The following is a 24,477-nucleotide window of genomic DNA, read 5'->3' as shown; positions in this document are numbered from 1 at the left end:
CGGCCGGACCTGACACCGGTCGACGGCGGGCACCGCACCCCGCAAGGAGATCTCATGCAGCACAACGAGGCCGTCGAGGCCCGTATCGAAGAACTGCTCACCGGACTCGATCTCGAAGGCAAGGTCCGCCTGCTGACCGGCGAAGGGATGTGGAGCACCCATCCCGAAGCAGCGGTCGGTCTGCGCCGCATGGTGCTGTCCGACGGCCCGGCCGGCGTCCGCGGTGAGGCGTGGGACGAGCGGGACACCTCGGCCAACCTCCCCTCTCCCACCGCTGTCGCGGCGACCTGGGACGAGGAACTGGTCCACCGGCTCGGCGCGCTGCTGGCGGCCGAGGCCCGCCGCAAGGGCGTGGACGTCCTGCTCGGCCCCACCGTCAACCTGCACCGCAGCCCGCTGGGCGGCCGCCACTTCGAGTGCTTCTCCGAGGACCCGCTGCTCACCGCCCGCATCGGCGCGGCCTACGTCAACGGCGTGCAGGAGCACGGTGTGGCCGCCACGCCCAAGCACTTCGTCGGCAACGACTCCGAGACCGAACGGATGACCGTCGATGTCCAGGTCGACGAGCGCACCCTGCGCGAGCTCTACCTGGCCCCGTTCGAGCAGATCGTCGCCGACGCCGGTCCCTGGCTGGTGATGGCCTCCTACAACGCGGTCAACGGACCCACCATGACCGAGAACCCGCTGATCGACGACGTCCTCAAGGCGGAGTGGGGCTTCGACGGCGCGGTCGTCTCCGACTGGACCGCGGTGCGCTCCACCGACGCGGCGGGGGCCGCGGGCAACGACCTGGCGATGCCCGGACCCGCCGGGCCGTGGGGCGACGCCCTGGTGACCGCCGTGCGCGAGGGACGGGTCCCGCAGTCGGCGATCGACGAGAAGGTACGCCGCCTGCTCCGCCTCGCCGCCCGGGTCGGTGCGCTGGACGGCTTCGCACCGGCTGCCCCGGCCCCCGCACCCGTGGCCGACCAGGACATCGCCGCCCTGCTCCGCGAAGCCGCAGCCGCCGGTACCGTCCTGCTGCGCAACGACGCCGGTACCCTCCCGCTGAACCCCGGCGCCCTGCGCCGGGTCGCCGTGATCGGCCCCAACGCCGCCCACGCCCGTATCCAGGGCGGCGGCAGTGCCACCGTCAACGCCCCCTACGCGATCTCCCCGCTCCAGGGCCTCACCGACGCGCTGTCCGCCCACGGCGTCGAGGTCGTCCACACTCCCGGCGCCTACGCGACCACCACCATGGCCCCCTTCACCGCCGACCAGGTCGTCGACCCGGTCAGCGGACTCCCCGGCGTACGGGCCCGCCTGCTGGACGCCGACGGCGCGGAACTCCTCAGCGAGCACCGCACCAGTGGCCGCCTCGTCTACCTGGGCGTCCCTGCCCTGGAGCACACGGCGACGGTCGAGGTCACCGCACGCCTGCGCGCCGAGGAGGCCGGCGTGCACCGCATCGGCCTGGCCGGCGCCGGCTCGATGCGGCTGGAGATCGACGGAGAGGTCCGCATCGACGAGACCGTCACCCTGGAGAGCGGTGACCCGGTCGAGGCCTTCCTCAACCCCCCGCAGCGCTACACCGAGATGCATCTGGAAGCCGGGCAGGAGGTGGTCTACCGGCTGGTCCACACCGTGGTCAGCAACGCTCTCGGCGCGGTCATCCTGACCGCCGCGCTGCGCACCCCGCGCCGGGACAGCGCGGCCGAACTCGACCACGCCGTCGAGCTGGCAGCCTCCGCCGACGCCGTGGTCCTGGTGCTCGGCACCAACGAGCAGGTCGAGAGCGAGGGCTACGACCGCACCACTCTCGCCCTCCCCGAGGGGCAGGACGAGCTCGCGGCCCGCATCCTGGCCGTCGCCCCGACCACCGTGGTCGCCATCAACTCCGGCGGTCCGGTCCTGATGCCCTGGGCCGACCGGGCCCCGGCCGTACTGCTCAACTGGTTCCCCGGCCAGGAGTACGGCAACGCCCTGGCAGACGTTCTGCTCGGCCACCGCGAGCCCGGCGGCCGGCTGCCCACCACCTGGGCCGCCCGCCAGGAGGACGTCCCGGTCATCGATGTCACCCCCGCCGACGGGGTGCTGCGCTACGGCGAGGGACTGCACATCGGCCACCGGGCGTGGCTGCGCAGCGGCGCGGAGCCGGCGTTCTGGTTCGGCCACGGCCTCGGCTACACCACCTGGTCCTACGACTCCCTCGCCGTTCACCAGGGCGCCGACGGCAGCTGCGAGTTGCTCGTCGAGGTGACCAACACCGGGACGCGGCCCGGCCGGGAGGTCGTCCAGGCGTATCTCGGCCGCCCGGAGTCCGCCGTCGAGCGGCCGGTGCAGTGGTTCGCGGGCTTCGCCGCCGCCACCGCGCAGCCCGGCGAGTCCGTCCGGGTGCGTATCGCCCTGCCGGCCCGGGTGTTCGCCCACTGGGACGTCGAGGCCCACGCCTGGCAGGTCGAACCGGGAACCTTCGACGTCCAGGTCGGGTCCTCGGCCGCCGTCGCGGCACTGCGGGCCGAGGTTCGCCCCCAGGCGTAGCCGACGGCACCACACGGGTACCGCCGTCTGCTGTTCGCGGAAGTGCGACCAGCAGGGGGCGGTACCCGTCCGAGGCGTACCGGGACCACGGCCGGGCGCGGCATCACGCGGGTCGCCGAAGCCGCACAGCCGGTTGGCTCCCGCATTGCACAGAGGAACGCCGAAGGCCGTCAACGCCCCCAAGGAGGCTGCGGTCATACTGCGGAGCATGAGCGATGCACCCCGGACGACGTACGGAGCGGATCCCGGCCTCTTCGGCCCCGCCTCGGTGACCTGGCAGCTGCACTCCGACCCGATCATGTGGGTGGCCGGGATCCGCGCCCTCTACCTCCAGGCGCTGCACCCCCGGGCGGTGCGCGGCGTCATGCAGAACTCGGACTTCCGCCGGGACGCCTGGGGCCGGCTGATGCGTACCGCGGGTTTCGTCGGGACGGTCACCTACGGGACGACGGAGGCCGCCGAGCAGGCGGGGGCCCGGGTCCGGAGGATTCACCGCCACCTCGGGGCCACCGATCCGGACACCGGGGAGCGGTACGGGGTCGACGAGCCCGCACTGCTGCTCTGGGTGCACTGCGCGGAGGTCGACTCGTACGTGAGCGTCCTGCGCCGTTCGGGGGCGCTGACCGGCGACGACCGGGCCGACCGCTACATCGACGAGAACCGGGAGAGCGCCCGGCTGGTCGGTCTCGACCCGGCCGCGGTGCCCGCCGACCGGGCCGCACTCGACGGGTACTTCGCGGCCGTGCGCCCCGAACTCGCCGCCACCGCGGAATCACGCGAGGTCGACGACTTCCTGCGCAGGCCGCCCGTTCCCGCCCTGCTCACGCCGGCGCGCGAAGTGCTCTGGCGACAGGTGGCCGCGCTCGCTTACGCCTCCCTGCCTCCGTACGCCCACGAGCTCTACGGCAGACCGGCGCCCGCCGAGGAGACCGTCACCCGTCGGCTCACCGTCGCGGGCAACGCCCTGCGCTGCATCCCTGCCCGGCTTCGCTGGCAGCTGCCACCAGGCCATATTCTGAAAGCCATGGCACGCCTGGGCCCCGGCAGCCGCCCGGCACCGTACAAACTCCGGACACCGGACGCCATACTGGACGGGCCGGAGAGGGTGCAGCTACGCGACGGGGGCGACAGCACGAGATGGCGGACACCAGGCTGATCCACGGCCGGTACCGGCTGCTCGATCTGATCGGGCGCGGGGGCATGGGCGAGGTGTGGCGGGCACGTGACGAGTCACTGGGCCGCCTCGTCGCGGTCAAGTGCCTCAAGCCGCTGGGACCCCAGCACGACCAGTCCTTCACCAGGGTGCTGCGCGAACGCTTCCGGCGGGAGGCCCGGGTGGCAGCCGCACTCCAGCACCGCGGTGTCACCGTCGTCCATGACTTCGGGGAGTACGAGGGTGTCCTCTACCTCGTCATGGAACTGCTGGACGGCCGTAACCTCAGCCAGCTCCTGGAGGCCGACGAACAGCATCAGCTGCCGGTGCCCGTGGTCGTCGACATCGCGCGTCAGGTGGCCTCGGCCCTCGCGTACACCCATGATCAGGGCATCGTCCACCGGGACCTGAAGCCCGCCAACATCATGCGGCTCGCCGACGGCACCGTGAAGATCTGCGACTTCGGGATCGCCCGGCTGGGCCACGACATCGGCTTCACCTCCCGGCTCACCGGAACCGGCATCGCCATGGGAACCCCGCACTACATGTCGCCGGAACAGATCGGCGGCGGGGGCGAGGTCGACCACCGCAGCGATCTCTACTCGCTGGGCTGCGTGCTCTACGAGATCGCCACCGGGCAGCCGCCCTTCGACCTCGACGACGCCTGGGCGATCCTGGTGAGCCACCGGGACACCGTGCCCGAGCCGCCGCGCAGCCACCGGGCCGAACTGCCCGCGTTCTTCGACCGGGTCGTCCTGGAACTGCTCGCCAAGAGCCCGGACGACCGGCCCAGGGACGCCAGGGAACTCGGCCGGCGTCTCGCCGCCGGTGCTCCCGCCCCGGAGCTGCCCGCGGTCCCCGCGCCGCGGCCCCCGGAGCAACTGCCGTCCGCCGCCCCGGCGCTGCCGTCCTGGACCCGCGGGATGACCACCGGCCACAAGGCGACCGGCACCTGGACGGTGACCTCCACCCCGACCGACCGGGCCACGGCGCTGACCGGCGAATGGACCACGGCGGCGCCGCGCGGTACCGGCCCGGTCCCGCTGTCGTCCACCGGGCAGCGCCCCACCCCGGACCCGGGGCTCGTGGCCACGCTCACCGGCCGCCACAACGCGGGCCTCAGCCTGAGCAGGCTGGGCCGTTGGGCGGAGGCGGGTGAGGTGCACCGCGCGGTGGCGGCCGAGCGGGAACATGTACTGGGCCCCGGCCACCCGGACACCCTGGCCAGCCACTACGAGGTCGGGTTCACGCTCAGCCGCACCGGGCGGGCGGCGGACGCGCTGCGCGAGTTCACCCGGGTCGCCGACGGCCGTGAACGGGCCCTGGGCGCCGACCACCCGGAGACCCTCGCCGCCCGCCAGGAGATGGCGTACGTCCTCGGGCAGTTGGGCAGGCACTTCGAGGCGCACCAGGTGTACGCGTCGGTGCTCGCCGCACGGCAGCGCACCGTCGGCCCCGATCACCCGGACACGCTGCGCTGTCGCCACAACCTCGCGTTCAACCTCAGCAGGCTCGGACGGCTGGAGGACTCCTACCGGATGGCGTGCGACGTCGCCGCGGTGCGGGCCCGGTTGCTCGGTGCGGGTCACCCGGACACGTTGGTCACCCGGTACGAAGTGGCGTACACGCTGGGCCAGTTGGGGCGGTGGCCGGAGGCGCTGGCGACCTACCAGGAAGTGGCGGCGGCCCGTGCGCAGGCGCTCGGCGCCGACCACCCCGACACCCTCGCGGCCCGCTACGAGGTCGGGATCAGCCTCGGCAGGCTGGGCCGCAGCGCCGAAGCGCTCGAACTCTTCCGCACCCTGGTCGCCGATCGCACCCGGGTCCACGGCCCCGCCGACCCGGAGACGCTGCGCGCCCGCCACGGCCTGGGGGTGAACCTCGGCCGCCTCACCCGCTGGGAGGAGGCGCTCGCCGAGGCGCGCGAGGTCGGCGCGCTCCGTGCGCAGGTGCTCGGCGCCGATCACCCCGACACGCTCGTCAGCCGCCGCGAGATCGCGGTGGGGCTGGGCTGGCTGGGCCGCTGGGCGGATGCCCTCCTAGTCTACCGGCAGGTCGCCGCGGACCGTGAGCGGGTGCTCGGCGTCGACCACCCCGACGCACTGGCCAGCCGCAACGACGAGGCGCACTGCCTGGAACAGCTCGGCCGCGGCAGCGAGGCCGCCGAGCTCTACCGGCAGGTCGCCGCGCGGCGGCAGCAGCGGAGCGCGCAGGGCCACTGACTCCGGCGGCCGGTGATCGGCACGTGCTACGAAGGGGCATGCCCGCACAGGACTCGTACGACATCGTGATCGTCGGCGGCGGCCACAACGGACTCGTCGCCGCCGCCTACCTCGCCCGCGCCGGACGCTCCGTCCTGGTCGTCGAACGGCTGGGGCACACCGGCGGGGCCGCCGTGTCCACCCGGCCCTTCGACGGTGTCGACGTACGGCTCTCGCGCTACTCGTACCTGGTCAGCCTGTTGCCGCGGATGATCGTGCGGGAGCTGGGGCTCCGGTTCGAGGTCCGCGGGCGCACGGTCTCCTCGTACACCCCGGCGGTGCGGGGCGGCCGGCCCACCGGGCTGCTCGTCGGCGGGGGAGCGGACCGTACCCGCGCGTCCTTCGCGGCGCTGACCGGCGGGGACGCGGAGTACGAGGCGTGGCGCTCGTTCTACGGGACGACCCGGCAGGTCGCCGAGCGGGTGTTCCCGACACTCACCGAACCGCTGCCCGGCCGCGCGGAGCTGCGGGAGCGGATCGCCGACGACCAGGCCTGGCGGATGCTCTTCGAGGAGCCCATCGGCGCCACGATCGAGGAGCGGTTCGACGACGACCTGGTCCGCGGGGTGGTGCTCACCGACGCGCTCATCGGCACGTTCGCCGACGCGCACGATCCGTCACTGGAACAGAACCGCTGCTTCCTTTACCACGTCATCGGCAACGGCACGGGCGACTGGGACGTCCCGGTGGGCGGCATGGGCGCGCTCACCGACGCCCTCGCGACGGCCGCCCGTGACGCGGGCGCCGAGATCGTCACCGGGCACGAGGCGACCCGTATCGAGACGGACGGTGTCCGGGCCGAGGTGACGTTCCGTACGGAGGACCGTGAGGCGAGCGTCGCCGCGGGTCATGTGCTGGTGAACGCGTCGCCCGAGGTCCTCGCGACACTCCTCGGGGAGGAGCGGCCCCCGCCTGCCGAGGGTGCTCAGCTCAAGGTCAACATGCTGCTGCGCAGGCTGCCCAGGCTGCGCGACCGTACCGTCGACCCGTGCGAGGCCTTCGCGGGTACCTTCCACATCGCCGAGGGGTACGGGCAACTGGCCACGGCCCACGCGCAGGCGGCGGCCGGCGGGCTCCCGGCCGCGCCGCCGTCCGAGATCTACTGCCACTCGCTGAGCGACCCGTCGATCCTCGGTCCCGGCCTTGCCGCGGAGGGGTACCAGACACTCACCCTCTTCGGTCTGCACACCCCGGCCCGGCTCTTCGCCCACGACAACGACGCGGCGCGCGATGCCCTGTTGAAGGCGACGCTCGCCCAGCTCGACGCGCATCTGGAGGAGCCGGTCACCGACTGCCTCGCGCTCGACGCGGACGGCCGTCCGTGTATCGAGGCGAAGACGCCACTGGACCTGGAACGTGAACTCCGGCTGCCCGGCGGCAACATCTTCCACCGGGCGCTCGCCTTCCCGTACGCGGACCCGGACGGCGAGCACCCCGGCCGGTGGGGTGTGGAGACGGCGCACGCGAATGTCCTGCTCTGTGGCGCGGGCGCCGTCCGGGGTGGCGGTGTCAGTGGCATCCCCGGCCACAACGCCGCCATGGCGGTCCTCGGAAACTAGTGCCGCGACCGGCACCAGGACCTGTCCGGCAGGTCAGGAACCGATCGGGTTCACGTAGGTCGCCGGGTGCGTGGCGCCGTCCTGCTTGGTGATGGCACCACCGAACGGCCACTGGAGCGCGAACTGCGTCTTCTCGTTGGGCGGGGTGATACGCACCAGACCGGGCTCGAACGTGCCTGAGCCCTTCTCCAGGGTGGCACCGAGGGTGATGCTGAAGTCGGTGGTGTCACCGGGCGACAGCGAGATCGTGGTGACCGGCTTCGACGACCGGGCCAGCGACCAGGTGCCGTCACTTGCCTGGTTGCCGACGATGTCGACGCCCGGGAACCCGCTCAGCGTGCAGGTGCGCTTGCTGATGTTGGTCAGCGCGACCGAAGCCTGCGTCTGGTTGTCGGACTTCATGTCCGGGGCGGCGTCACCGCCCATGGCGAAGCCGGCCTTCAGCTCGGACGTGTGGCAGCGGGACGACGCAGAGGCAGCGGCCGGGGCGCCCTTGCCGCTGGAGGAGTTGGGGGCGGCGGCGGGCTTCGCACCACCGGTGGACCCGGTGCCCGCGGCCTCGGGGGGATTGCCGCTGCCGTCCTTGGTGCTGTCGGACGAGGACGAGCCCGAGGAGTCCGAGGCGGAGGCGGAACTGTCCTTCGCGCTCGATCCCTTGCTGTCGGAGGAGGACGAACAGGCGGCGGCACCCAGGCTCAGAGCCGTGACGGCGAGCAGCGCGGCGACGCGGCGGGGAAGGCGGCTGAGCTGTGTGTTCATGGGTGTGGGGCCTCCGGTGTGGGCAGCAGATGATCTACGTCCGTCATCACGCCCGGATCCCCGGGGCGGTTGCAGTAAGACCGAACTGATGGGTGTGACATAGGTCTCGTCCGGTCAGGAGAACAACCCTTGCGGGAAAGCCCTCCTGACCGGCCGTCACCGGAGGTCACCGGACGGTGTCAGTCGGCGGACCGGGTCCAGCCCACCGCCTCGATCAGGGAGGCGTCGCGGGTCCGCGTCCCGTCGAAGACCGTACGCCGGCCGTCCTCGACCAGGATCGCGTCGACGTACGTGCCGCGGCCGACGTACAGCGGATCGGTGGTGTACCGCCAGCGCAGCCGGATCTCCTTGCCGTGCCACGCCGTCAGGTCCGCGTCCAACCGGTGCCAGACACGTCCGGACCACCCGTCCACCGAGCCCGTCGGATGCGACTCGGGGCCCTGGCCCTTGCGGGTGGTGGAGAACGGCACCGGCTGCCAGGTCGCTCCGGCGTCCGCGGAAGCCTCCAGGCGCAGGAAGTCGGAGTGCGGCTCGGTGTCCCACCAGACGGAGGCGCTGAGGTGCGCCCGCTCCGACACCGGACCGAGGCCGGGCAGTGTGAGCGTGGCGGTCGTGGCGCTCTCCATCCCGGAGAACCACGCGGTGCGCCCGTGCGGGGGCCGCACGGGCACGGCTCGGGCCAGATGGTTGCCCGCGGCGACCCGGGGCGCGCTTCCGGTACGCCAGTTGCGCACCGGATGGACCGAGTTGCCCAGCACGATCAGGAAGGAATCGGTGGACGGGTCGAGTACCAGGCTGGTGCCGGTGAATCCGGTGTGGCCCGCGGTGCGCGGGGTGGCCAGCGCCCCCATGTACCAGTGCTGGTAGAGCTCGAATCCCAGGCCGTGGTTGTCGCCGGGGAAGTCGGTGTTGAAGTCGGTGAACAGCAGATCGACCGACTCCGCGCCGAGGATGCGGGCCTTTCCGTACGCGCCGCCGTTCAGCAGGGTGCGGGCGAGGACCGCCAGGTCCCAGGCGCAGGAGAAGACTCCGGCATGACCGGCGACGCCGCCGAGACTGTAGGCGTTCTCGTCGTGCACCTCGCCCCACACGAGCCCGCGGTCGAGTCCCGACCAGGGCAGCCGGGCGTCCTCGGTGGCGGCGATCTTCGGCTTCCAGGCGGCGGGCGGGTTGTAACGGGTGCGGTGCATTCCGAGCGGAGCGGTGATCTCGTCGTGGAGCAGCACGTCCAGGGTCCGGCCGGTGATCTTCTCCAGGACCAGTTGCACGGAGATGAGATTGAGGTCGGAGTAGAGGTACGCGGTGCCGGGGGCACTGATCGGCGCCTCGTTCCACAGCAGCCGCAGCTTCCCCTCCCGCGTCGGCTCCTTGTAGAGGGCCAGCGTCGCGCGGAACCCCGAGGTGTGCGTGAGCAGTTGGCGCACCGTCACGTCCTGCTTGCCCGCGGCTCCGAACTCCGGGAGGTACGAGGCCACCTTCGCCGTCAGTTCCAGCGCGCCGCGCTCGATCTGCTGCACCGCCAGGAGCGAGGTGAACAGCTTGGAGACGGACGCCAGGTCGTAGAGGGTGTCGTCGGCCGCCGGGATCTGCTGGTCCGCCGGGAACTCGACGCCGGTGTCGGACTTCTCGTCGTACGCCGAGTACCGCACCGCCTGCCCGATCGGCTGGTGCAGCGCGACCGTGCCCCCGCGTCCGGCCAGCAGTACGGCGCTCGCGTACCACGGGTGCTTGGGGGAGGGGCCGAGGAACGTCACGGCGTCCTTCACGAGCAGTTCCAGGTGGTGGGACAGCAGCCCGGCCTGCTCCGCGGTGCCGCGCCGCAGCGTCGGACGGCCGGATCTGCCAGGGGCTCCGGCGCCCGTGGCGGCTCCGGTGACCGCGGCGGCCGGTCCCGCGGGCAGTGACGCGAGAGCGAGTGCGCCGCCCAGGGCCAGCATTCCGCCACCGAGCCGACGTCTGCTGAGGTCCCCGCCCTTTGCGTTCCCGCTCATCACAGCACTCCTTGAAAGTATCTTTCGGCGCCTCGATCAACTGCGGAAACTTTCTGCCATCAGTGCGAGGCTGTCAACCCTCACCCCGCGTGTCCCCGGTGCTCCGTTGTTCCCGGGGTCTCAAGGGGCCGGTGCGCCAAAGAATCTGACACAGCATCAGAAAATCTCTTCCCTCGGTCGCTCCGCTGGGGCATCCTGCGCCCCATGGAGACGGAGCTGAGTAAGAAACTGGGGATCGAGCACGCCATCTTCGGCTTCACGCCCTTCCCCGCCGTGGCCGCCGCCATCACCAGGGCCGGCGGATTCGGCGTACTCGGAGCGGTCCGCTACACCGCCCCCGACGATCTGGCGCGTGATCTCGACTGGATGCAGGAACACACCGACGGGCTGCCGTACGGCCTCGACGTCGTGATGCCGGCCAAGAAGGTGGAGGGGGTGACCGAGGCCGAGGTCGAGGCGATGATCCCGGAGGGACACCGCCAGTTCGTCCGGGACACCCTCGCCAAGTACGGCGTCCCCGAACTGGCCGAGGGCGACGTCTCCGGCTGGCGCATCACCGGCTGGATGGAGCAGGTCGCCCGCAACCAGCTCGACGTCGCGTTCGACTACCCCGTCAGACTCCTCGCCAACGCCCTCGGCTCCCCGCCCGCCGACGTCATCGAGCGCGCCCACCGGCACGACGTCCTGGTCGCAGCCCTGGCAGGCAGCGCCAAGCACGCCCGGCGGCACGCCGAAGCGGGCATCGACGTCGTCGTCGCGCAGGGGTACGAGGCGGGCGGCCACACCGGCGACATCGCTTCCATGGTGCTCACACCCGAAGTGGTCGACGCCGTGTCCCCGTTGCCCGTCCTGGCAGCCGGAGGCATCGGCAGCGGGGAACAGATCGCGGCGGGCATCGCGCTGGGCGCCCAGGGGGTGTGGCTCGGCTCGCTCTGGCTCACCACCACCGAGGCCGAGATGCACTCCCGCGCCCTCACCCGGAAACTCCTCGACGCGGGCTCCGGCGACACCGTGCGCTCCCGCGCCCTCACCGGCAAGCCCGCCCGCCAGCTGCGTACCGAATGGACCGATGCCTGGGACGACCCCAGCGGCCCCGGCACCCTGCCCATGCCGCTCCAGGGGCTGCTCGTCGCCGACGCCATCTCCCGAATCCAGAAGTACGAGACCGACCCGCTGCTCGGCACCCCCGTCGGCCAGATCGTCGGCCGGATGAACTCCGAGCGCAGTGTGCAGGCGGTCTTCGACGATCTGACCCGCGGCTTCGAGCGGGCCGTCGACCGCATCAACCGCATCGCCGGACGGAGTCAGTGATGGCGTCGCAGAACGAGAACCCCAACGGCTTCTGGGCCCAGGCCGCAGCCGACCCCGGCCGTACGGTACTGACCGCGCCCGACGGCGCGCAGTGGAGCGCCGGACAACTGCACGCGTCCGCCAACCAGCTGGTGCACGGGCTGCGCGCCGCCGGTCTCGAACGCGGTGACGCCTTCGCGGTCGTACTGCCGAACGGCGTCGAGTTCCTCACCGCGTACCTCGCCGCCTCCCAGGCCGGTTTCTACCTGGTCCCCGTCAACCACCACTTCGTCGGCCTGGAAATCGCCTGGATCGTCTCCGACTCGGGGGCGAAGGTCCTCATCGCCCACGAGCGGTTCGCGGAGGCCGCCGTGGCCGCCGCGGAGGAAGCCGGACTGCCCGCCGACCACCGCTACGCCGTCGGTGACATCCCCGGATTCCGCCCCTACGCCCAACTCCCGGGCGGGCAGCCCGAATCCGTACCCGAGGACCGCACCCTCGGCTGGGTCATGAACTACACCTCGGGCACCACGGGGCGGCCCCGCGGCATCCGCCGCCCGCTGCCCGGCAAGCTGCCCGAGGAGACCTACCTCGGTGGATTCCTCGGGATCTTCGGCATCCGGCCCTTCGACGGCAACGTCCATCTGGTCTGCTCGCCGCTCTACCACACCGCCGTACTCCAGTTCGCGGGAGCGGCCCTGCACATCGGCCACCCGCTGGTCCTGATGGACAAATGGACCCCGGAGGACATGCTGCGCCAGATGGACGCCTACCGGTGCACGCACACCCACATGGTGCCGACCCAGTTCCACCGCCTCCTGGCGCTGCCCGACGAGGTCAAGCAGCGCTACGACGTGACGGCGATGCGCCACGCCATCCACGGGGCGGCGCCGTGCCCCGACCACGTCAAGCGGGCGATGATCGACTGGTGGGGGCGGTGCGTCGAGGAGTACTACGCGGCCAGCGAGGGCGGCGGCGCCTTCGCCACCGCCGACGACTGGCTGAAGAAGCCCGGCACGGTCGGCAAGGCCTGGCCCATCAGTGAACTGGCCGTCTTCGACGACGACGGGAACCGGCTGCCGCCCGGCGAACTCGGCACCGTGTACATGAAGATGTCCACCGGCGGGTTCAGCTACCACAAGGACGAATCCAAGACGAAGAAGAACCGCATCGGTGACTTCTTCACCGTCGGCGACCTCGGCATCCTCGACGAGGACGGCTATCTCTTCCTCCGCGACCGCAAGATCGACATGATCATCTCCGGTGGCGTCAACATCTACCCGGCCGAGATCGAGTCCGCGCTGCTCACCCACCCGGCGGTCGCCGACGCCGCGGCCTTCGGCATACCGCACGCCGACTGGGGCGAGGAGGTGAAGGCCGTCGTCGAACCCGCCGAGGGACACGAGCCCGGAGCGGCCCTCGCCGCCGAGATCCTCACGCACTGCGAGACCCTGCTCGCCGGATACAAACGCCCGAAGAGCGTCGACTTCACCGAGGCGATGCCGCGCGACCCCAACGGCAAGCTCTACAAGAGGCGTCTGCGCGACCCGTACTGGGAGGGCCACCAGCGCGCGCTGTGAACCGCCGGGCCCGGCGGGGACGCTCACCGGGCGACAGCTGATCACCTCTGTCAGCGTGGCCTCATGAGAGCGCCGAGCCGGACACTGGCGGAACAGTGGACCGTAGTGGTCCCCGTGGTCGCGGTGGTGGCCCTGATCTTCAGCTGGGGCCGCCACCTGCCGGTGTTCGCCGTGGTCCTGGTGGCGCTGTGCCTGGCCGGAGCGGTGCTGGCCGCCGTGCACCACGCGGAGGTGATCGCCCACCGGGTGGGGGAGCCCTTCGGGTCACTGGTGCTCGCCGTGGCCGTCACCGTCATCGAGGTCGCGCTGATCGTCACCCTGATGGCCGACGGGGGCACCAAGTACTCCTCGCTCGCCCGGGACACCGTCTTCGCCGCCGTGATGATCACGTGCAACGGCATCATCGGCCTCTCCCTGCTCGTCGGGGCGTTACGCCGCGGCCTCGCCGTCTTCAACGCCGAGGGATCGGGTACCGCGCTGTCCTCCGTCGCCGCCCTGGCCACCCTCACCCTGGTCCTGCCGACCTTCACCACGAGCAAGCCCGGCCCGGAATTCTCCGGACCGCAGCTGGCCTTCGCCGCGATCTCCTCGCTCTGTCTGTACGGCCTCTTCGTCGCCGTGCAGACCGTGCGCCACCGTGACTACTTCCTGCCGCTCACCCAGCAGGGCGAGATCCAGGACACGGACGGCCACGCGCCACCGCCGAGCAGACGGGTGGCCCTGCAGAGCCTGGGGCTGCTGCTGGTCGCACTCGTCGCCGTGGTCGGCAACGCCAAAGCGATCTCGCCGACACTGGAGTCGGGCGTCGAGGCGGCGGGGCTGCCGCACGCGGTCGTCGGCGTGGTCATCGCGCTGCTCGTGCTCCTGCCCGAAACGCTCGCGGCCGTACGGGCGGCCCGCCGGGACCGCGTGCAGACCAGCCTCAACCTGGGACTGGGCTCCGCGATGGCGAGCATCGGGCTGACGGTCCCCGCCATCGCCCTGGCATCGATCTGGCTCCCCGGACCGCTGCTGCTCGGCCTGGGAGCCACCCACATGGTGCTGCTCACGCTCACCGTCGTGGTGAGCGCCCTCACCATCCTCCCCGGCAGGGCGACCCTGATGCAGGGCGGAATCCATCTCGTACTCTTCGCGGCCTTCGTCTTCCTGGCCGTCAGCCCCTGAGCCTGCGCGCCCCCTCGGCCCACCCGCGCACCGTCCGTCCCTCGACCCGACCCCTTCCTCTCCCTTGACCCCCGCCCCGGCAAACCGCAGGATCACGCCATGACAGGTGTACGCAGCAGCACAGTCGACGGAATCCTGCGCCGCAGCGCGAGGCGGGTGCCCGAGCGCACCGCGGTCCACTACGGGGACCGCTCGTGGACCTACGCCCGGCTCGACGAGGCGGTCACCACCGCAGCCGCCGTACTGGCGGAGCACGGCCTGCGCCCCGGCGACCGGGTCGCCTCCTACGGCCACAACTCGGACGCCTACCTCATCGGCTTCCTCGCCTGCGCCCGCGCGGGCCTGATCCACGTCCCGGTGAACCAGAACCTCACCGGTGACGACCTCGCGTACATCCTCGGTCAGTCGGGCAGCGCCCTGGTCCTCACCGATCCGGCCCTCGCGGCGCGGATCCCCGAAGGCGTAGCGGTACGGCTGCTGCGCGACAGCGACGACTCGCTGCTCGCCGAGCTGGCCACGCCCCGGCCCTTCACCCCGGACCGGGAGCCCGAGGCCGAGGACCTGGTCCAACTGCTCTACACGTCGGGCACCACCGCACTCGCCAAGGGCGCGATGATGACGCACCGGGCACTCGTGCACGAGTACGTCAGCGCCATCACCGCGCTGGGCCTGCACGAGACGGACCGGCCGCTGCACTCCCTGCCGCTCTACCACTCGGCCCAACTGCACGTCTTCCTGCTGCCGTACCTCGCGGTGGGCGCCGAGAACACGATCCTGGACGCCCCCGACGCCACGCGGATCTTCGACCTGGTCGAGTCGGGACGCGCGGACAGCCTCTTCGCCCCGCCCACCGTGTGGATCGCCCTCGCGAACCACCCCGACTTCGGGTCCCGTGATCTGACCGGACTCCGCAAGGCGTTCTACGGCGCCTCGATCATGCCGGTGCCCGTCCTGGGACGGCTGCGCGCCCGCCTGCCGGGACTGGGCTTCTCCAACTGCTTCGGGCAGAGCGAGATCGGCCCGCTCGCCATGGTCCTGGGCCCCGACGAGCACGAGGGCCGGATGGACGCCTGCGGCAGGCCCGTCCTCTTCGTCGAGGCCAGGGTGGTCGACGAGCAGGGCGCCGAGGTGCCGGACGGGACCTCGGGCGAAGTCGTCTACCGCTCCCCGCAGCTGTGCGAAGGCTACTGGGACCAGCCGCAGGAGACGGCGGACGCCTTCCGCGACGGCTGGTTCCACTCCGGTGACCTGGCGGTACGCGACGCACAGGGGTACTTCACGGTCGTCGACCGGGTGAAGGACGTCATCAACTCCGGTGGCGTACTGGTCGCTTCGCGCCAGGTCGAGGACGCGCTCTACACCCACCCCGGCGTCGCCGAGGCGGCGGTCGTCGGGCTGCCCGACGAGCGCTGGATCGAGGCCGTCACCGCCGTGGTCGTGGCGCGCGGCGACGTCACCGAGGCCGAACTGCTCGCCCACACCCGGGAGAAGCTTCCGCACTTCAAGGCCCCGAAACGGGTGCTCTTCGTCGATGGTCTGCCGCGCAACGCCAGCGGGAAGATCCTCAAGCGCGAGCTGCGGGACCGTTTCGCAGATCCACGATCCGCCTGATCTTGCCGACGGACCGTTCGAGCACCTCGGGGTCGACGACCTCCACCCCGGCCGAGACCCCGATGGACTCCTTCACGGCCGCGGCGACGCTACGGGCCGCCGCGGCCCGGATCCCGGGCGCGGCGTCCGGCCGCGCCTCCACCCGTACGGTCAGCGCGTCCAGCCGGCCCTCCCGGGTCAGCCGCAGCTGGAAGTGCGGGGCGAGACCGGGCGTACGGAGCAGGATCTCCTCGACCTGCGTGGGGAAGAGGTTCACTCCCCGCACGATGATCAGGTCGTCGCTGCGCCCGGTGATCCGCTCCATTCGCCGGAACACCCTGGCCGTGCCGGGCAGCAGCCGGGTCAGGTCGCGCGTCCGGTAGCGGATCACCGGCATGGCCTCCTTGGTGAGCGAGGTGAACACCAGCTCCCCCTGCTCCCCGTCCGGCAGGACCTCACCGGTGACCGGGTCGACGACCTCGGGGTAGAAGTGGTCCTCCCAGATGTGGAGCCCGTCCTTGGCCTCGACGCACTCCGATGCGACACCGGGCCCCATGACCTCCGAGAGCCCGTAGATGTCGACGGCGTCGATGGCGAACCGCTCCTCGATCTCGCGCCGCATCTCCTCGGTCCACGGCTCGGCCCCCAGGATGCCGGCCTTGAGCGAGGTGGTCCGCGCGTCGATGCCCTGACGTTCGAACTCGTCCAGCAGGGTGAGCAGGTAGGTCGGCGTCACCATGATGATCTCGGGGCGGAAGTCCTGGATCAGCTGAACCTGACGTGAAGTCATCCCGCCGGACGCGGGGATCACGGTGCAGCCGAGCCGCTCGGCGCCGTAATGCGCCCCGAGGCCGCCGGTGAACAGCCCGTATCCGTACGCCACATGCACCTTGTCACCGGGCCGGCCACCGGCCGCACGGATCGAACGGGCCACCAGGTCCGCCCAGGTGGACAGGTCGCCTTCGGTGTAGCCGACGACCGTCGGGCGGCCGGTCGTGCCGCTGGAGGCATGGATACGGCGGACGTCGGCCTGCGGTACGGCGAACATCCCGAAGGGGTAGTGGTCGCGCAGATCGGCCTTGACGGTGAACGGGAAACGGGCGAGATCGGCGAGCGTGCGGCAGTCGTCGGGGCGCAACCCCGCCCGGTCGAAGGACTCGCGGTAGAAGGCGACGTTCTCGTACGCGTGCCGCAGCGAGGCGCGCAGGCGCTCGGTCTGCAGTGCTTCGAGCTCTTCACGACTGAGCCGTTCCGCCGCGTCCAGCAGAGCTGCCATGGGGTCACTCCCGTCCCAACCGGACGACCGATCATTCGGTCGATCTGTTCGTGATCAGTAATTCAGGAGCGGGGTGGGGCGTCAAGGGATGTGCGGGGACTCCCGGCGGCGCGCGTCCTCCCGGGGGAGTGGTGGGCAACGCCCCTACGATCGAGGCCGAACCGGCCGATCAAGGGGCGAACCGTGCAGCTGACCACACCACTTGTCGCCGTGCTGGCCGCGGGCGCCGTGGCAGCCGTGCTGAGCGCCGGGGCCGGACCGGCTGCCGCGGCGCCGGGCCCCGGTACTCCCGCGGGAACCGTTGCCCGGCTCGATCCGGTCGCCGCACTCTCCGCCCAGCGGCTGCGCACCGCCGACCTGGTGGCCGCAGCCAAGTACGGAACGGGCAGCCCCGTCGACGACCCGGCCCGGGAGCGGTCGGTCCTCGACGCGGCGGCGCGGCAGGTGCGCGGGCTGGGGGTGGACCCCGGAGCGACCCGGCGGATCTTCCGGGACCAGATCGAGGCGAACAAGGACGTGCAGCGCGCACTCATCCGTGCCTGGGACGCCGAGCCGTCGAAGGCCCCGGCCCGGCGGCCGGACCTGGCCGTGGTGCGCGCCGAGATCAACCGTGTCAACGGCGCGCTCGTCCGGGCGGTCGCCGACGCGTCGGCCGACCGCGCCGCACCGTTCTGCGGCGCCGGACTGGCGCTCTCGGCCCTGCACGCGCGTCGCACCGAGCGGCTGGACACCCTGCACACGGTGGCGCTGGCCCGCTCACTGCGGTCGGTCTGCGGCTGAGGGACGCGAGGCCGCGGCCGGTCGCGCGATCAGCAGCGACAGCAGGTGGCCGCCCCGCACGCAGCTCCGACAGCGACCCGGAGCGGCGCGTACGAGCCGAAGGTGTTTCGTGTCCATCTGCACGAGGCGCTCGGGGTGTCCCCGAGCGCCTGCCGTGCGACGTTCCGCGGGCCCGGCAAGGGCCGGCCGGGCAGACCCTATTCGGCCGCCACCGCCACCCCGCGCGCCCAGCGGTAGTCGGCCTTGCCGCTCGGCGACCGCTGGATCTCCGGCGCGATCACCAGCTGGCGGGGGACCTTGTATCCGGCGATCCTGGTGCGGCAGTGGGCCTGGATCTCGTCGAGGCTGGGCTCGTCCGCCCCGGAGCGCACCTGCACCACGGCCGCCACATGGTTGCCCCACTTGGCGTCCGGTACCCCGGCCACCAGGGCGTCGTACACATCGGGGTGGGACTTGAGCGCCTGCTCGACCTCTTCCGGATACACCTTCTCGCCGCCGGTGTTGATGCACTGCGAGCCACGCCCCAGGACGGTGACGATGCCCTCCTCGTCGACGGTTGCCATGTCACCGAGCAGCACCCAGCGCTCCCCGTCGGCCTCGAAGAAGGTCTCCGCGGTCTTCTTCGGGTCGTTGTAGTAGCCGAGCGGGACATGCCCGCGCTGGGCGATCCGGCCCACCTCCCCGACGGCGACCCGGCGGTACGTGGCCGGATCGACCACCGCCGTACGGGAGTTCATCCGCAGCCTGAACCCCTTGTCCGGGCCCGAGTCGGGTGTCGCGGTGCCGTTGAACCCGGACTCCGACGAACCGAAGTTGTTGAGCAGCATGGCGTTCGGCACGAGTTCCTGGAACTGCGCGCGCACCGTGTCCGACATGATCGCGCCCGAGCTGGAGACGCTGAACAGCGCCGAGCAGTCCGTGCCTTCGAGCGGCCCCCGGAGGGCGTCGACCAGCGGGCGCAGCATCGCGTCGCCGACCAGCGACACGCTGGTGACCTTCTCCTTCTCGATCGTACGGAGCACCTCGTCGGGCACGAACTTCCGGTGGATGACGATGCGCTGACCGAAGTTCAGGGCGATGAAGGCGGTGAGGGTGGAGGTGCCGTGCATCAGCGGGGGCGTGGGGAAGAAGGTGATCCCGTCGCCGCCCGCGGCCACCCGCTCGGCCAGCTCCTCCGGCGTGCCGACCGGCTCACCCGTCGGGGCGCCGCCGCCGAGCCCGGAGAAGAACAGGTCCTCCGCACGCCACATCACCCCCTTGGGCATCCCCGTGGTGCCCCCGGTGTAGATGATGAACTGGTCGTCCGCGGACCGGGGTCCGAAGCCGCGTCCGGGCGCTCCCGCCGCCTCGGCCTCCGCATACGCCACCGGCGCGATCCCGGGCTCCGGCGCCCCCTCGGGAGGCGCCCCGACCCGTACGAGATGGCGCAGCTTCTCCGTCTGCGGCAGGGCAGCCGCCACCCGCTCGGTGAACTCCGCGTCGAAGACCAGCGCCGCGAGATCGGCGTCGCGGTAGAGGTAGACCAACTCGTCTTCCACGTAACGGTAGTTGACGTTGACCGGCACGATGCGCGCCTTGAGGCAGCCGAGCACCGTCTGCAGGTACTCCACCCCGTTGTAGAGGTGGAGCCCCAGATGCTCGCCGGGGCCGATGCCGCTGTCGATCAGATGGTGCGCGATGCGGTTGGCCGCTGTGTCCAGTTCGGCATAGGTGAGTCTGCGCTCCGCCCCCGTGCCGGGGTGGTCGATGAAGACGAGTGCCTCGCGGTCCGGGACCGCGTCGACGACGGACTCGAACAGGTCGGCAAGGTTGTACTCCACCACTTCTCCTGACGCCGGCGTCCAGTGACCCGCCGGTCATTACAGCGCCGCGCACGGAAAGTGGGAAGAGGCCCCGCGAAGAAATCTGACTGAGTGTCAGAAAACTATTGAACTGGAACCCCACCTCCTGCAACCTGTTCTACGTCTTGAGACGGGAGGACGGTCATGGGTGGTACCGAACACCTCACCGTGCGGCGTGAAGGCGCCACACTTGTGCTCACTCTGAACAGGCCCGAGGCGAAGAACGCGCTCTCGCTGCCGATGCTGGTCGGCCTGTACGACGGCTGGCTGGAGGCCGACGAGGACGACACGGTCCGCTCGGTGGTACTCACCGGAGCGGGCGGCGCGTTCTGCGCGGGCATGGACCTCAAGGCCCTCGCGGGCCGCGGAATGGAGGGCGACCAGTACCGGGACCGGTTGAAGGCCGACCCCGATCTGCACTGGAAGGCGATGCTCCGCCACCACCGCCCGCGGAAACCGGTGATCGCCGCGGTCGAGGGGTACTGCGTCGCGGGCGGCACGGAAATCCTTCAGGGCACCGACATCCGGGTCGGTGGCGAGAGCGCCACCTTCGGCCTCTTCGAGGTCAAGCGGGGGCTGTTCCCGATCGGCGGTTCGACCGTCCGGCTCCAGCGCCAGATCCCCCGTACCCACGCACTGGAAATGCTGCTCACCGGGCGCCCGTACACCGCCGCCGAAGCCGCCGCCGTCGGACTCATCGGGCATGTCGTCCCCGACGGCACCGCACTGGAGAAGGCCCTGGAGATCGCCGGACAGATCAACGACTGCGGGCCGCTCGCCGTCGAGGCCGTCAAGGCGTCGGTGTACGAGACCGCCGAGCTGACCGAGACCGAGGGGCTGAAGGCCGAACTGGCCCGTGGATGGCCGGTGTTCGACACGGCCGACGCCAAGGAGGGCTCCCGGGCCTTCGCCGAGAAGCGCCCGCCGGTCTACCGCCGGGCCTGACCCCGGGACGTCCTCGCCCCCCTTCCTCATGCCCCGCCCTCCCCTCCGGCGCCGCCGGAGCTACCCCCGCCCGCCGCGGAGAAATTGGAGCCCACCCATGACAGCCGCTCCCTCACCGGAGGTGCTCCGCGCCCCCCTCGTCGTCGAGTTCCCCTTCACCCGCTCCCTCGGGCCCGTGCAGAGCGCCTTCCTGACCGGACTGCGCGAGCGCACCGTCCTGGGGGTGCGGACCAGCGACGGCAAGGTCCTGGTACCCCCGGTCGAGTACGACCCGGTCACCGCCGACGAGATACGCGACCTCGTCGAGGTGGCCCCGACCGGGACGGTCACCACCTGGGCCTGGAATCCGGACCCGCGGCGCGACCAGCCGCTGGCCACCCCGTTCGCCTGGGTGCTGGTGAAACTCGACGGAGCCGACACCGCGCTGCTCCACGTCCTCGACGCGACGGGCCACGACGCCGTCCGCACCGGGCAGCGGGTCCGCATCCGCTGGGCCGGTGAACGCACCGGCGCCATCACGGACATCGCCTGCTTCGAGCCGTACGAGGGCGAGCCCGGCGCCGCGACCCCGCACACCGGCGAGTTCGCGGACACGGTCACCGGCATCATCGCGCAGGCCCGCCTCGACTACGTCTACAGCCCCGGCCGCGCCCAGAGCGACTACATCAACGCCCTCGCCGGACGCAAGACCGTCGGCGAGCGCTGCCCGTCCTGCCGCAAGGTGTACGTACCTCCGCGCGGCGCCTGCCCCACCTGCGGAGTCGCGACGGACGAGCAGGTCGAGGTCGGCCCCGCGGGCACCCTCACGACGTACTGCATCGTCAACATCAAGGCCCGCGGTCTCGACATCGAAGTGCCCTACGTCTACGGGCATATCGCGCTGGACGGAGCCGGCCTCCCGCTGCACGGCCGCATCGGCGGCATCCCGTACGACCAGGTGCGGATGGGGCTGCGCGTCGAACCGGTGTGGACCGAGGGCGGGCGCTTCCCCGACCACTACCGGCCCACCGGCGAGCCCGACGCCGACTACGACACCTACAAGGAGCTGATCTGATGCGAGAGGTCGCGATCGTCGCCTTCGCGCAGACCGACCACCGGCGGAGCACAGACGACCTCTCCGAGGTCGAGATGGTGATGCCCGTCCTGCACGGAGTCCTCGCGCAGACCGGGCTGAAGGCGAGCGACATCGACTTCACCTGCTCCGGGTCGAGCGACTACCTCGCCGGACGGGCCTTCTCCTTCACCATGACGCTCGACGGGGTCGGCGCCTGGCCGCCCATCTCGGAGTCCCATGTGGAGATGGACGGGGCCTGGGCGCTGTACGAGGCCTGGGTCAAACTGCTCACCGGCGAGGCGGACACCGCGCTCGTCTACTCGTACGGCAAGTCCTCGCCCGGCGTGGTCAGGGACGTACTGACCCGGCAGCTCGACCCGTACTACGTCGCGCCGCTCTGGCCCGACTCGGTGGCGCTCGCCGCGCTCCAGGCACAGGCACTGATCGACGCGGGGGACACCGGGGAACCGGCGCTCGCCGAGATCGCGGCCCGCAGCCGGGGCGCCGCCGCGGACAACCCGCATGCCCAACTGCGCGGCGCCCGGCCGCAGGGCGGCTATGTCGTACAGCCGCTGCGCACCGGCGACTGCCCGCCCGTCGGGGACGGCGCGGCGGCCGTCGTCCTCGCCGCGGGGGACCGGGCCCGCGAGCTGTGCGGACGGCCCGCCTGGATCCGCGGGATGGACCACCGCATCGAGGCGCACAGCCTGGGCGTGCGCGACCTCACCGACTCGCCGTCCGCCCGGCTCGCCGCCGAGCGCGCCGGGGCCTTCGAACGCCCGGTGGACACCGCCGAACTGCACGCCCCGTTCTCCTCCCAGGAAGTCGTGCTGCGCAAGGCGCTGGACCTCGGCGACGACGTCCGCGTCAACCCGTCGGGCGGCGCGCTCGCCGCCAACCCCGTCATGGCGGCCGGGCTCATCCGGCTCGGCGAGGCAGCGGCCCGGATCCACCGGGGCGAGTCCGACCGCGCCCTGGCCCACGCCACGTCCGGCCCCTGTCTGCAACAGAACCTGGTCGCCGTCCTCGAAGGAGAGGCCCAGTGAGTCCACAAGGCGCAGTGAGTCCGCAAGGTGCAGCGAGTCCGCAAGGCGCAGTGAGTCGGCAAGGTGCAGCGGGTCCGCGGGGTGCAGCGGGTCCGCAGGGCGCGGCCGGGTCCCGGAGCGCGGCGCACAAGGAACCCGTCGCGGTCGTCGGTATCGGCCAGACCCACCATGTCGCGGCCCGGCACGACGTGTCCATCGCCGGGCTGGTCCGCGAGGCCGCCCGACGGGCGCTCGACGACGCCCAGTTGACGTGGTCGGACATCGACGCGGTCGTCATCGGCAAGGCGCCGGACTTCTTCGAGGGCGTGATGATGCCCGAGCTCTACCTCGCCGACGCGCTGGGCGCCGTCGGCAAGCCGATGATGCGGGTGCACACGGCGGGCTCGGTGGGCGGATCCACCGCGCTCGTCGCGTCCAACCTGGTCGCGGCCCGGGTGCACCGGACCGTCCTCACCCTCGCCTTCGAGAAGCAGTCCGAGTCCAACGCCATGTGGGGGCTCTCCCTGCCCGTTCCCTTCCAGCAGCCCCTGCTCGCCGGTGCGGGCGGATTCTTCGCCCCGCACGTGCGGGCGTACATGCGCCGGGCCGGAGCCCCCGACACCGTGGGCTCGCTCGTCGCGTACAAGGACCGCCGCAACGCGCTGAAGAACCCCTACGCGCATCTCCACGAGAAGGACATCACCCTGGAGAAGGTCCAGGCGTCGCCGATGCTCTGGGACCCGATCCGGTACTCCGAGACCTGCCCCTCGTCGGACGGCGCCTGCGCGATGGTCCTCACCGACCGTGCGGGCGCGGCCCGTTCACCGCAGCCGCCCGCCTGGGTGCACGGCGGTGCCATGCGCAGCGAGCCGACGCTGTTCGCGGGCAAGGACTTCGTGTCACCGCAGGCGGGCAAGGACTGCGCGGCCGATGTGTACCGGCAGGCCGGTATCACCGACCCGCGCCGGGAGATCGACGCCGTGGAGATGTACGTGCCGTTCTCCTGGTACGAGCCGATGTGGCTGGAGAACCTGGGATTCGCCGCCGAGGGCGAGGGCTGGAAACTCACCGAGTCCGGCGTCACCGAACTCGACGGAGACCTTCCGGTGAACCCCTCGGGGGGTGTTCTCTCCACCAACCCCATCGGCGCCTCCGGCATGATCAGGTTCGCCGAGGCGGCTCTGCAGGTGCGCGGACAGGCCGGGGAGCACCAGGTGGACGGTGCCCGCAAGGCGCTCGGGCACGCCTACGGCGGTGGCTCGCAGTTCTTCTCCATGTGGCTGGTGGGCTCGGAACCGCCCACCGGCTGACCGCGGCGGCCACGGTCACTGCGGCCGGCCGTGGCCTGTCCGGCGGGCGCGCCGCTCGCTAGTGTGGCCTCGGACGACGAACCGGGAGGAGCACGGACGTGGCCGACAGCACCACCCCTCAGCGACCCCTTGTGGGCTGGGACAAGCCGGATCTCGATCTCACCGACGCCGACTGGCAGTCGGGGAGCCAGGGGCGGGGCGACGTTCAGATCGCCTTCGTCGAGGGGTTCATCGCGATGCGCAACGGCGGCAGGCCGGACAGCCCGTCGCTGATCTTCGACCCCGGCGAATGGCGGGCCTTCGTGCTGGGTGCGCGCGACGGCGACTTCGATCTGACCTGAGGCTGTCGGACGGGGCTGTCGGGCGGAGCTGTCGGTCG

General features: G+C 71.7%; 18 protein-coding genes. 14 read left to right on the top strand and 4 right to left on the bottom strand.

Annotated elements, in window-relative coordinates; genetic code table 11:
* The first annotated feature begins 54 nt into the window (after positions 1-54).
* The 4 genes from NBY69_RS10465 to NBY69_RS10450 all read left to right on the top strand — a co-directional run bounded on the left by NBY69_RS10465 (position 55) and on the right by NBY69_RS10450 (position 7,493).
* Complete coding sequence (locus tag NBY69_RS10465; protein ID WP_250300268.1) at positions 55-2,520, top strand: beta-glucosidase; 2,466 nt, start codon at positions 55-57, stop codon at positions 2,518-2,520.
* Positions 2,521-2,728: 208 nt separating this feature from the next.
* On the top strand, positions 2,729-3,676 hold the full coding sequence (locus NBY69_RS10460) for an oxygenase MpaB family protein (protein ID WP_250300265.1): 948 nt from the start codon (positions 2,729-2,731) through the stop codon (positions 3,674-3,676).
* Positions 3,658-5,895 carry a serine/threonine-protein kinase gene (locus NBY69_RS10455; RefSeq protein ID WP_250300263.1) on the top strand — a complete coding sequence of 746 codons (2,238 nt, stop codon included), beginning with the start codon at positions 3,658-3,660 and terminating at the stop codon, positions 5,893-5,895. Before NBY69_RS10460 ends, NBY69_RS10455 begins: the two co-directional genes overlap by 19 nt.
* Positions 5,896-5,933: 38 nt before the next feature.
* Complete coding sequence (locus NBY69_RS10450; RefSeq protein ID WP_250300261.1) at positions 5,934-7,493, top strand: NAD(P)/FAD-dependent oxidoreductase; 1,560 nt, start codon at positions 5,934-5,936, stop codon at positions 7,491-7,493.
* A 33-nt stretch (positions 7,494-7,526) separates the two neighbouring features.
* Here NBY69_RS10450 and NBY69_RS10445 read toward each other — a convergent pair whose 3' ends face one another.
* Positions 7,527-8,252 (bottom strand): DUF4232 domain-containing protein, encoded by a 726-nt coding sequence (locus tag NBY69_RS10445; protein WP_250300260.1) that lies wholly within the window; start codon positions 8,250-8,252, stop codon positions 7,527-7,529.
* Between the two features lie 179 nt (positions 8,253-8,431).
* Complete coding sequence (locus NBY69_RS10440; RefSeq protein ID WP_250300258.1) at positions 8,432-10,243, bottom strand: serine hydrolase; 1,812 nt, start codon at positions 10,241-10,243, stop codon at positions 8,432-8,434.
* Positions 10,244-10,447: 204 nt separating this feature from the next.
* On the opposite strand from NBY69_RS10440, the gene NBY69_RS10435 reads away from it, so the two are divergent.
* The 4 genes from NBY69_RS10435 (at position 10,448) to NBY69_RS10420 (ending at position 15,888) form a co-directional block, all read left to right on the top strand.
* On the top strand, positions 10,448-11,554 hold the full coding sequence (locus tag NBY69_RS10435; RefSeq protein WP_250300256.1) for a nitronate monooxygenase family protein: 1,107 nt from the start codon (positions 10,448-10,450) through the stop codon (positions 11,552-11,554).
* Entirely contained in the window at positions 11,554-13,113 is a 1,560-nt protein-coding gene (locus NBY69_RS10430; protein WP_250300255.1) for an acyl-CoA synthetase, read from the top strand. The genes NBY69_RS10435 and NBY69_RS10430 overlap by 1 nt, the downstream gene beginning before the upstream one ends.
* 63 nt (positions 13,114-13,176) lie before the next feature.
* Complete coding sequence (locus NBY69_RS10425) at positions 13,177-14,277, top strand: calcium:proton antiporter (RefSeq protein WP_250300253.1); 1,101 nt, start codon at positions 13,177-13,179, stop codon at positions 14,275-14,277.
* 99 nt (positions 14,278-14,376) lie between these two features.
* Positions 14,377-15,888 carry an acyl-CoA synthetase gene (locus NBY69_RS10420; RefSeq protein WP_250300251.1) on the top strand — a complete coding sequence of 504 codons (1,512 nt, stop codon included), beginning with the start codon at positions 14,377-14,379 and terminating at the stop codon, positions 15,886-15,888.
* On the opposite strand, the gene paaK is transcribed toward NBY69_RS10420, so the two are convergent.
* Positions 15,842-17,143 (bottom strand): phenylacetate--CoA ligase PaaK, encoded by a 1,302-nt coding sequence (paaK, locus tag NBY69_RS10415; protein ID WP_250300249.1) that lies wholly within the window; start codon positions 17,141-17,143, stop codon positions 15,842-15,844. The genes NBY69_RS10420 and paaK overlap by 47 nt on opposite strands.
* A 183-nt stretch (positions 17,144-17,326) precedes the next feature.
* On the opposite strand from paaK, the gene aroQ reads away from it, so the two are divergent.
* Complete coding sequence (gene aroQ / locus NBY69_RS10410; RefSeq protein ID WP_250300247.1) at positions 17,327-17,923, top strand: gamma subclass chorismate mutase AroQ; 597 nt, start codon at positions 17,327-17,329, stop codon at positions 17,921-17,923.
* 197 nt (positions 17,924-18,120) lie between these two features.
* On the opposite strand, the gene NBY69_RS10405 is transcribed toward aroQ, so the two are convergent.
* Positions 18,121-19,743 carry an acyl-CoA synthetase gene (locus NBY69_RS10405; RefSeq protein WP_250300245.1) on the bottom strand — a complete coding sequence of 541 codons (1,623 nt, stop codon included), beginning with the start codon at positions 19,741-19,743 and terminating at the stop codon, positions 18,121-18,123.
* A 165-nt stretch (positions 19,744-19,908) separates the two neighbouring features.
* Here NBY69_RS10405 and NBY69_RS10400 point away from each other — a divergent pair, with 165 nt between their 5' ends.
* From NBY69_RS10400 to NBY69_RS10380, 5 genes are all read left to right on the top strand, one after another.
* A complete protein-coding gene (locus NBY69_RS10400) occupies positions 19,909-20,709 on the top strand; it encodes a crotonase/enoyl-CoA hydratase family protein (RefSeq protein ID WP_250300243.1) in 801 nt (266 codons plus the stop codon).
* 97 nt (positions 20,710-20,806) lie between these two features.
* On the top strand, positions 20,807-21,763 hold the full coding sequence (locus NBY69_RS10395; RefSeq protein ID WP_250300241.1) for a Zn-ribbon domain-containing OB-fold protein: 957 nt from the start codon (positions 20,807-20,809) through the stop codon (positions 21,761-21,763).
* A complete protein-coding gene (locus NBY69_RS10390) occupies positions 21,763-22,809 on the top strand; it encodes a thiolase domain-containing protein (protein ID WP_250300239.1) in 1,047 nt (348 codons plus the stop codon). Before NBY69_RS10395 ends, NBY69_RS10390 begins: the two co-directional genes overlap by 1 nt.
* 50 nt (positions 22,810-22,859) lie before the next feature.
* Positions 22,860-24,098 carry a thiolase domain-containing protein gene (locus NBY69_RS10385; protein WP_266644427.1) on the top strand — a complete coding sequence of 413 codons (1,239 nt, stop codon included), beginning with the start codon at positions 22,860-22,862 and terminating at the stop codon, positions 24,096-24,098.
* 98 nt (positions 24,099-24,196) lie between these two features.
* Entirely contained in the window at positions 24,197-24,439 is a 243-nt protein-coding gene (locus tag NBY69_RS10380; protein ID WP_250300237.1) for a DUF397 domain-containing protein, read from the top strand.
* Positions 24,440-24,477: the final 38 nt, after the last annotated feature.

Source organism: Streptomyces sp. A 4/2, assembly GCF_940670765.1.
Classification (GTDB): Bacteria; Actinomycetota; Actinomycetes; order Streptomycetales; family Streptomycetaceae; genus Streptomyces.
This window is presented reverse-complemented; position numbering and strand designations above follow the sequence as displayed.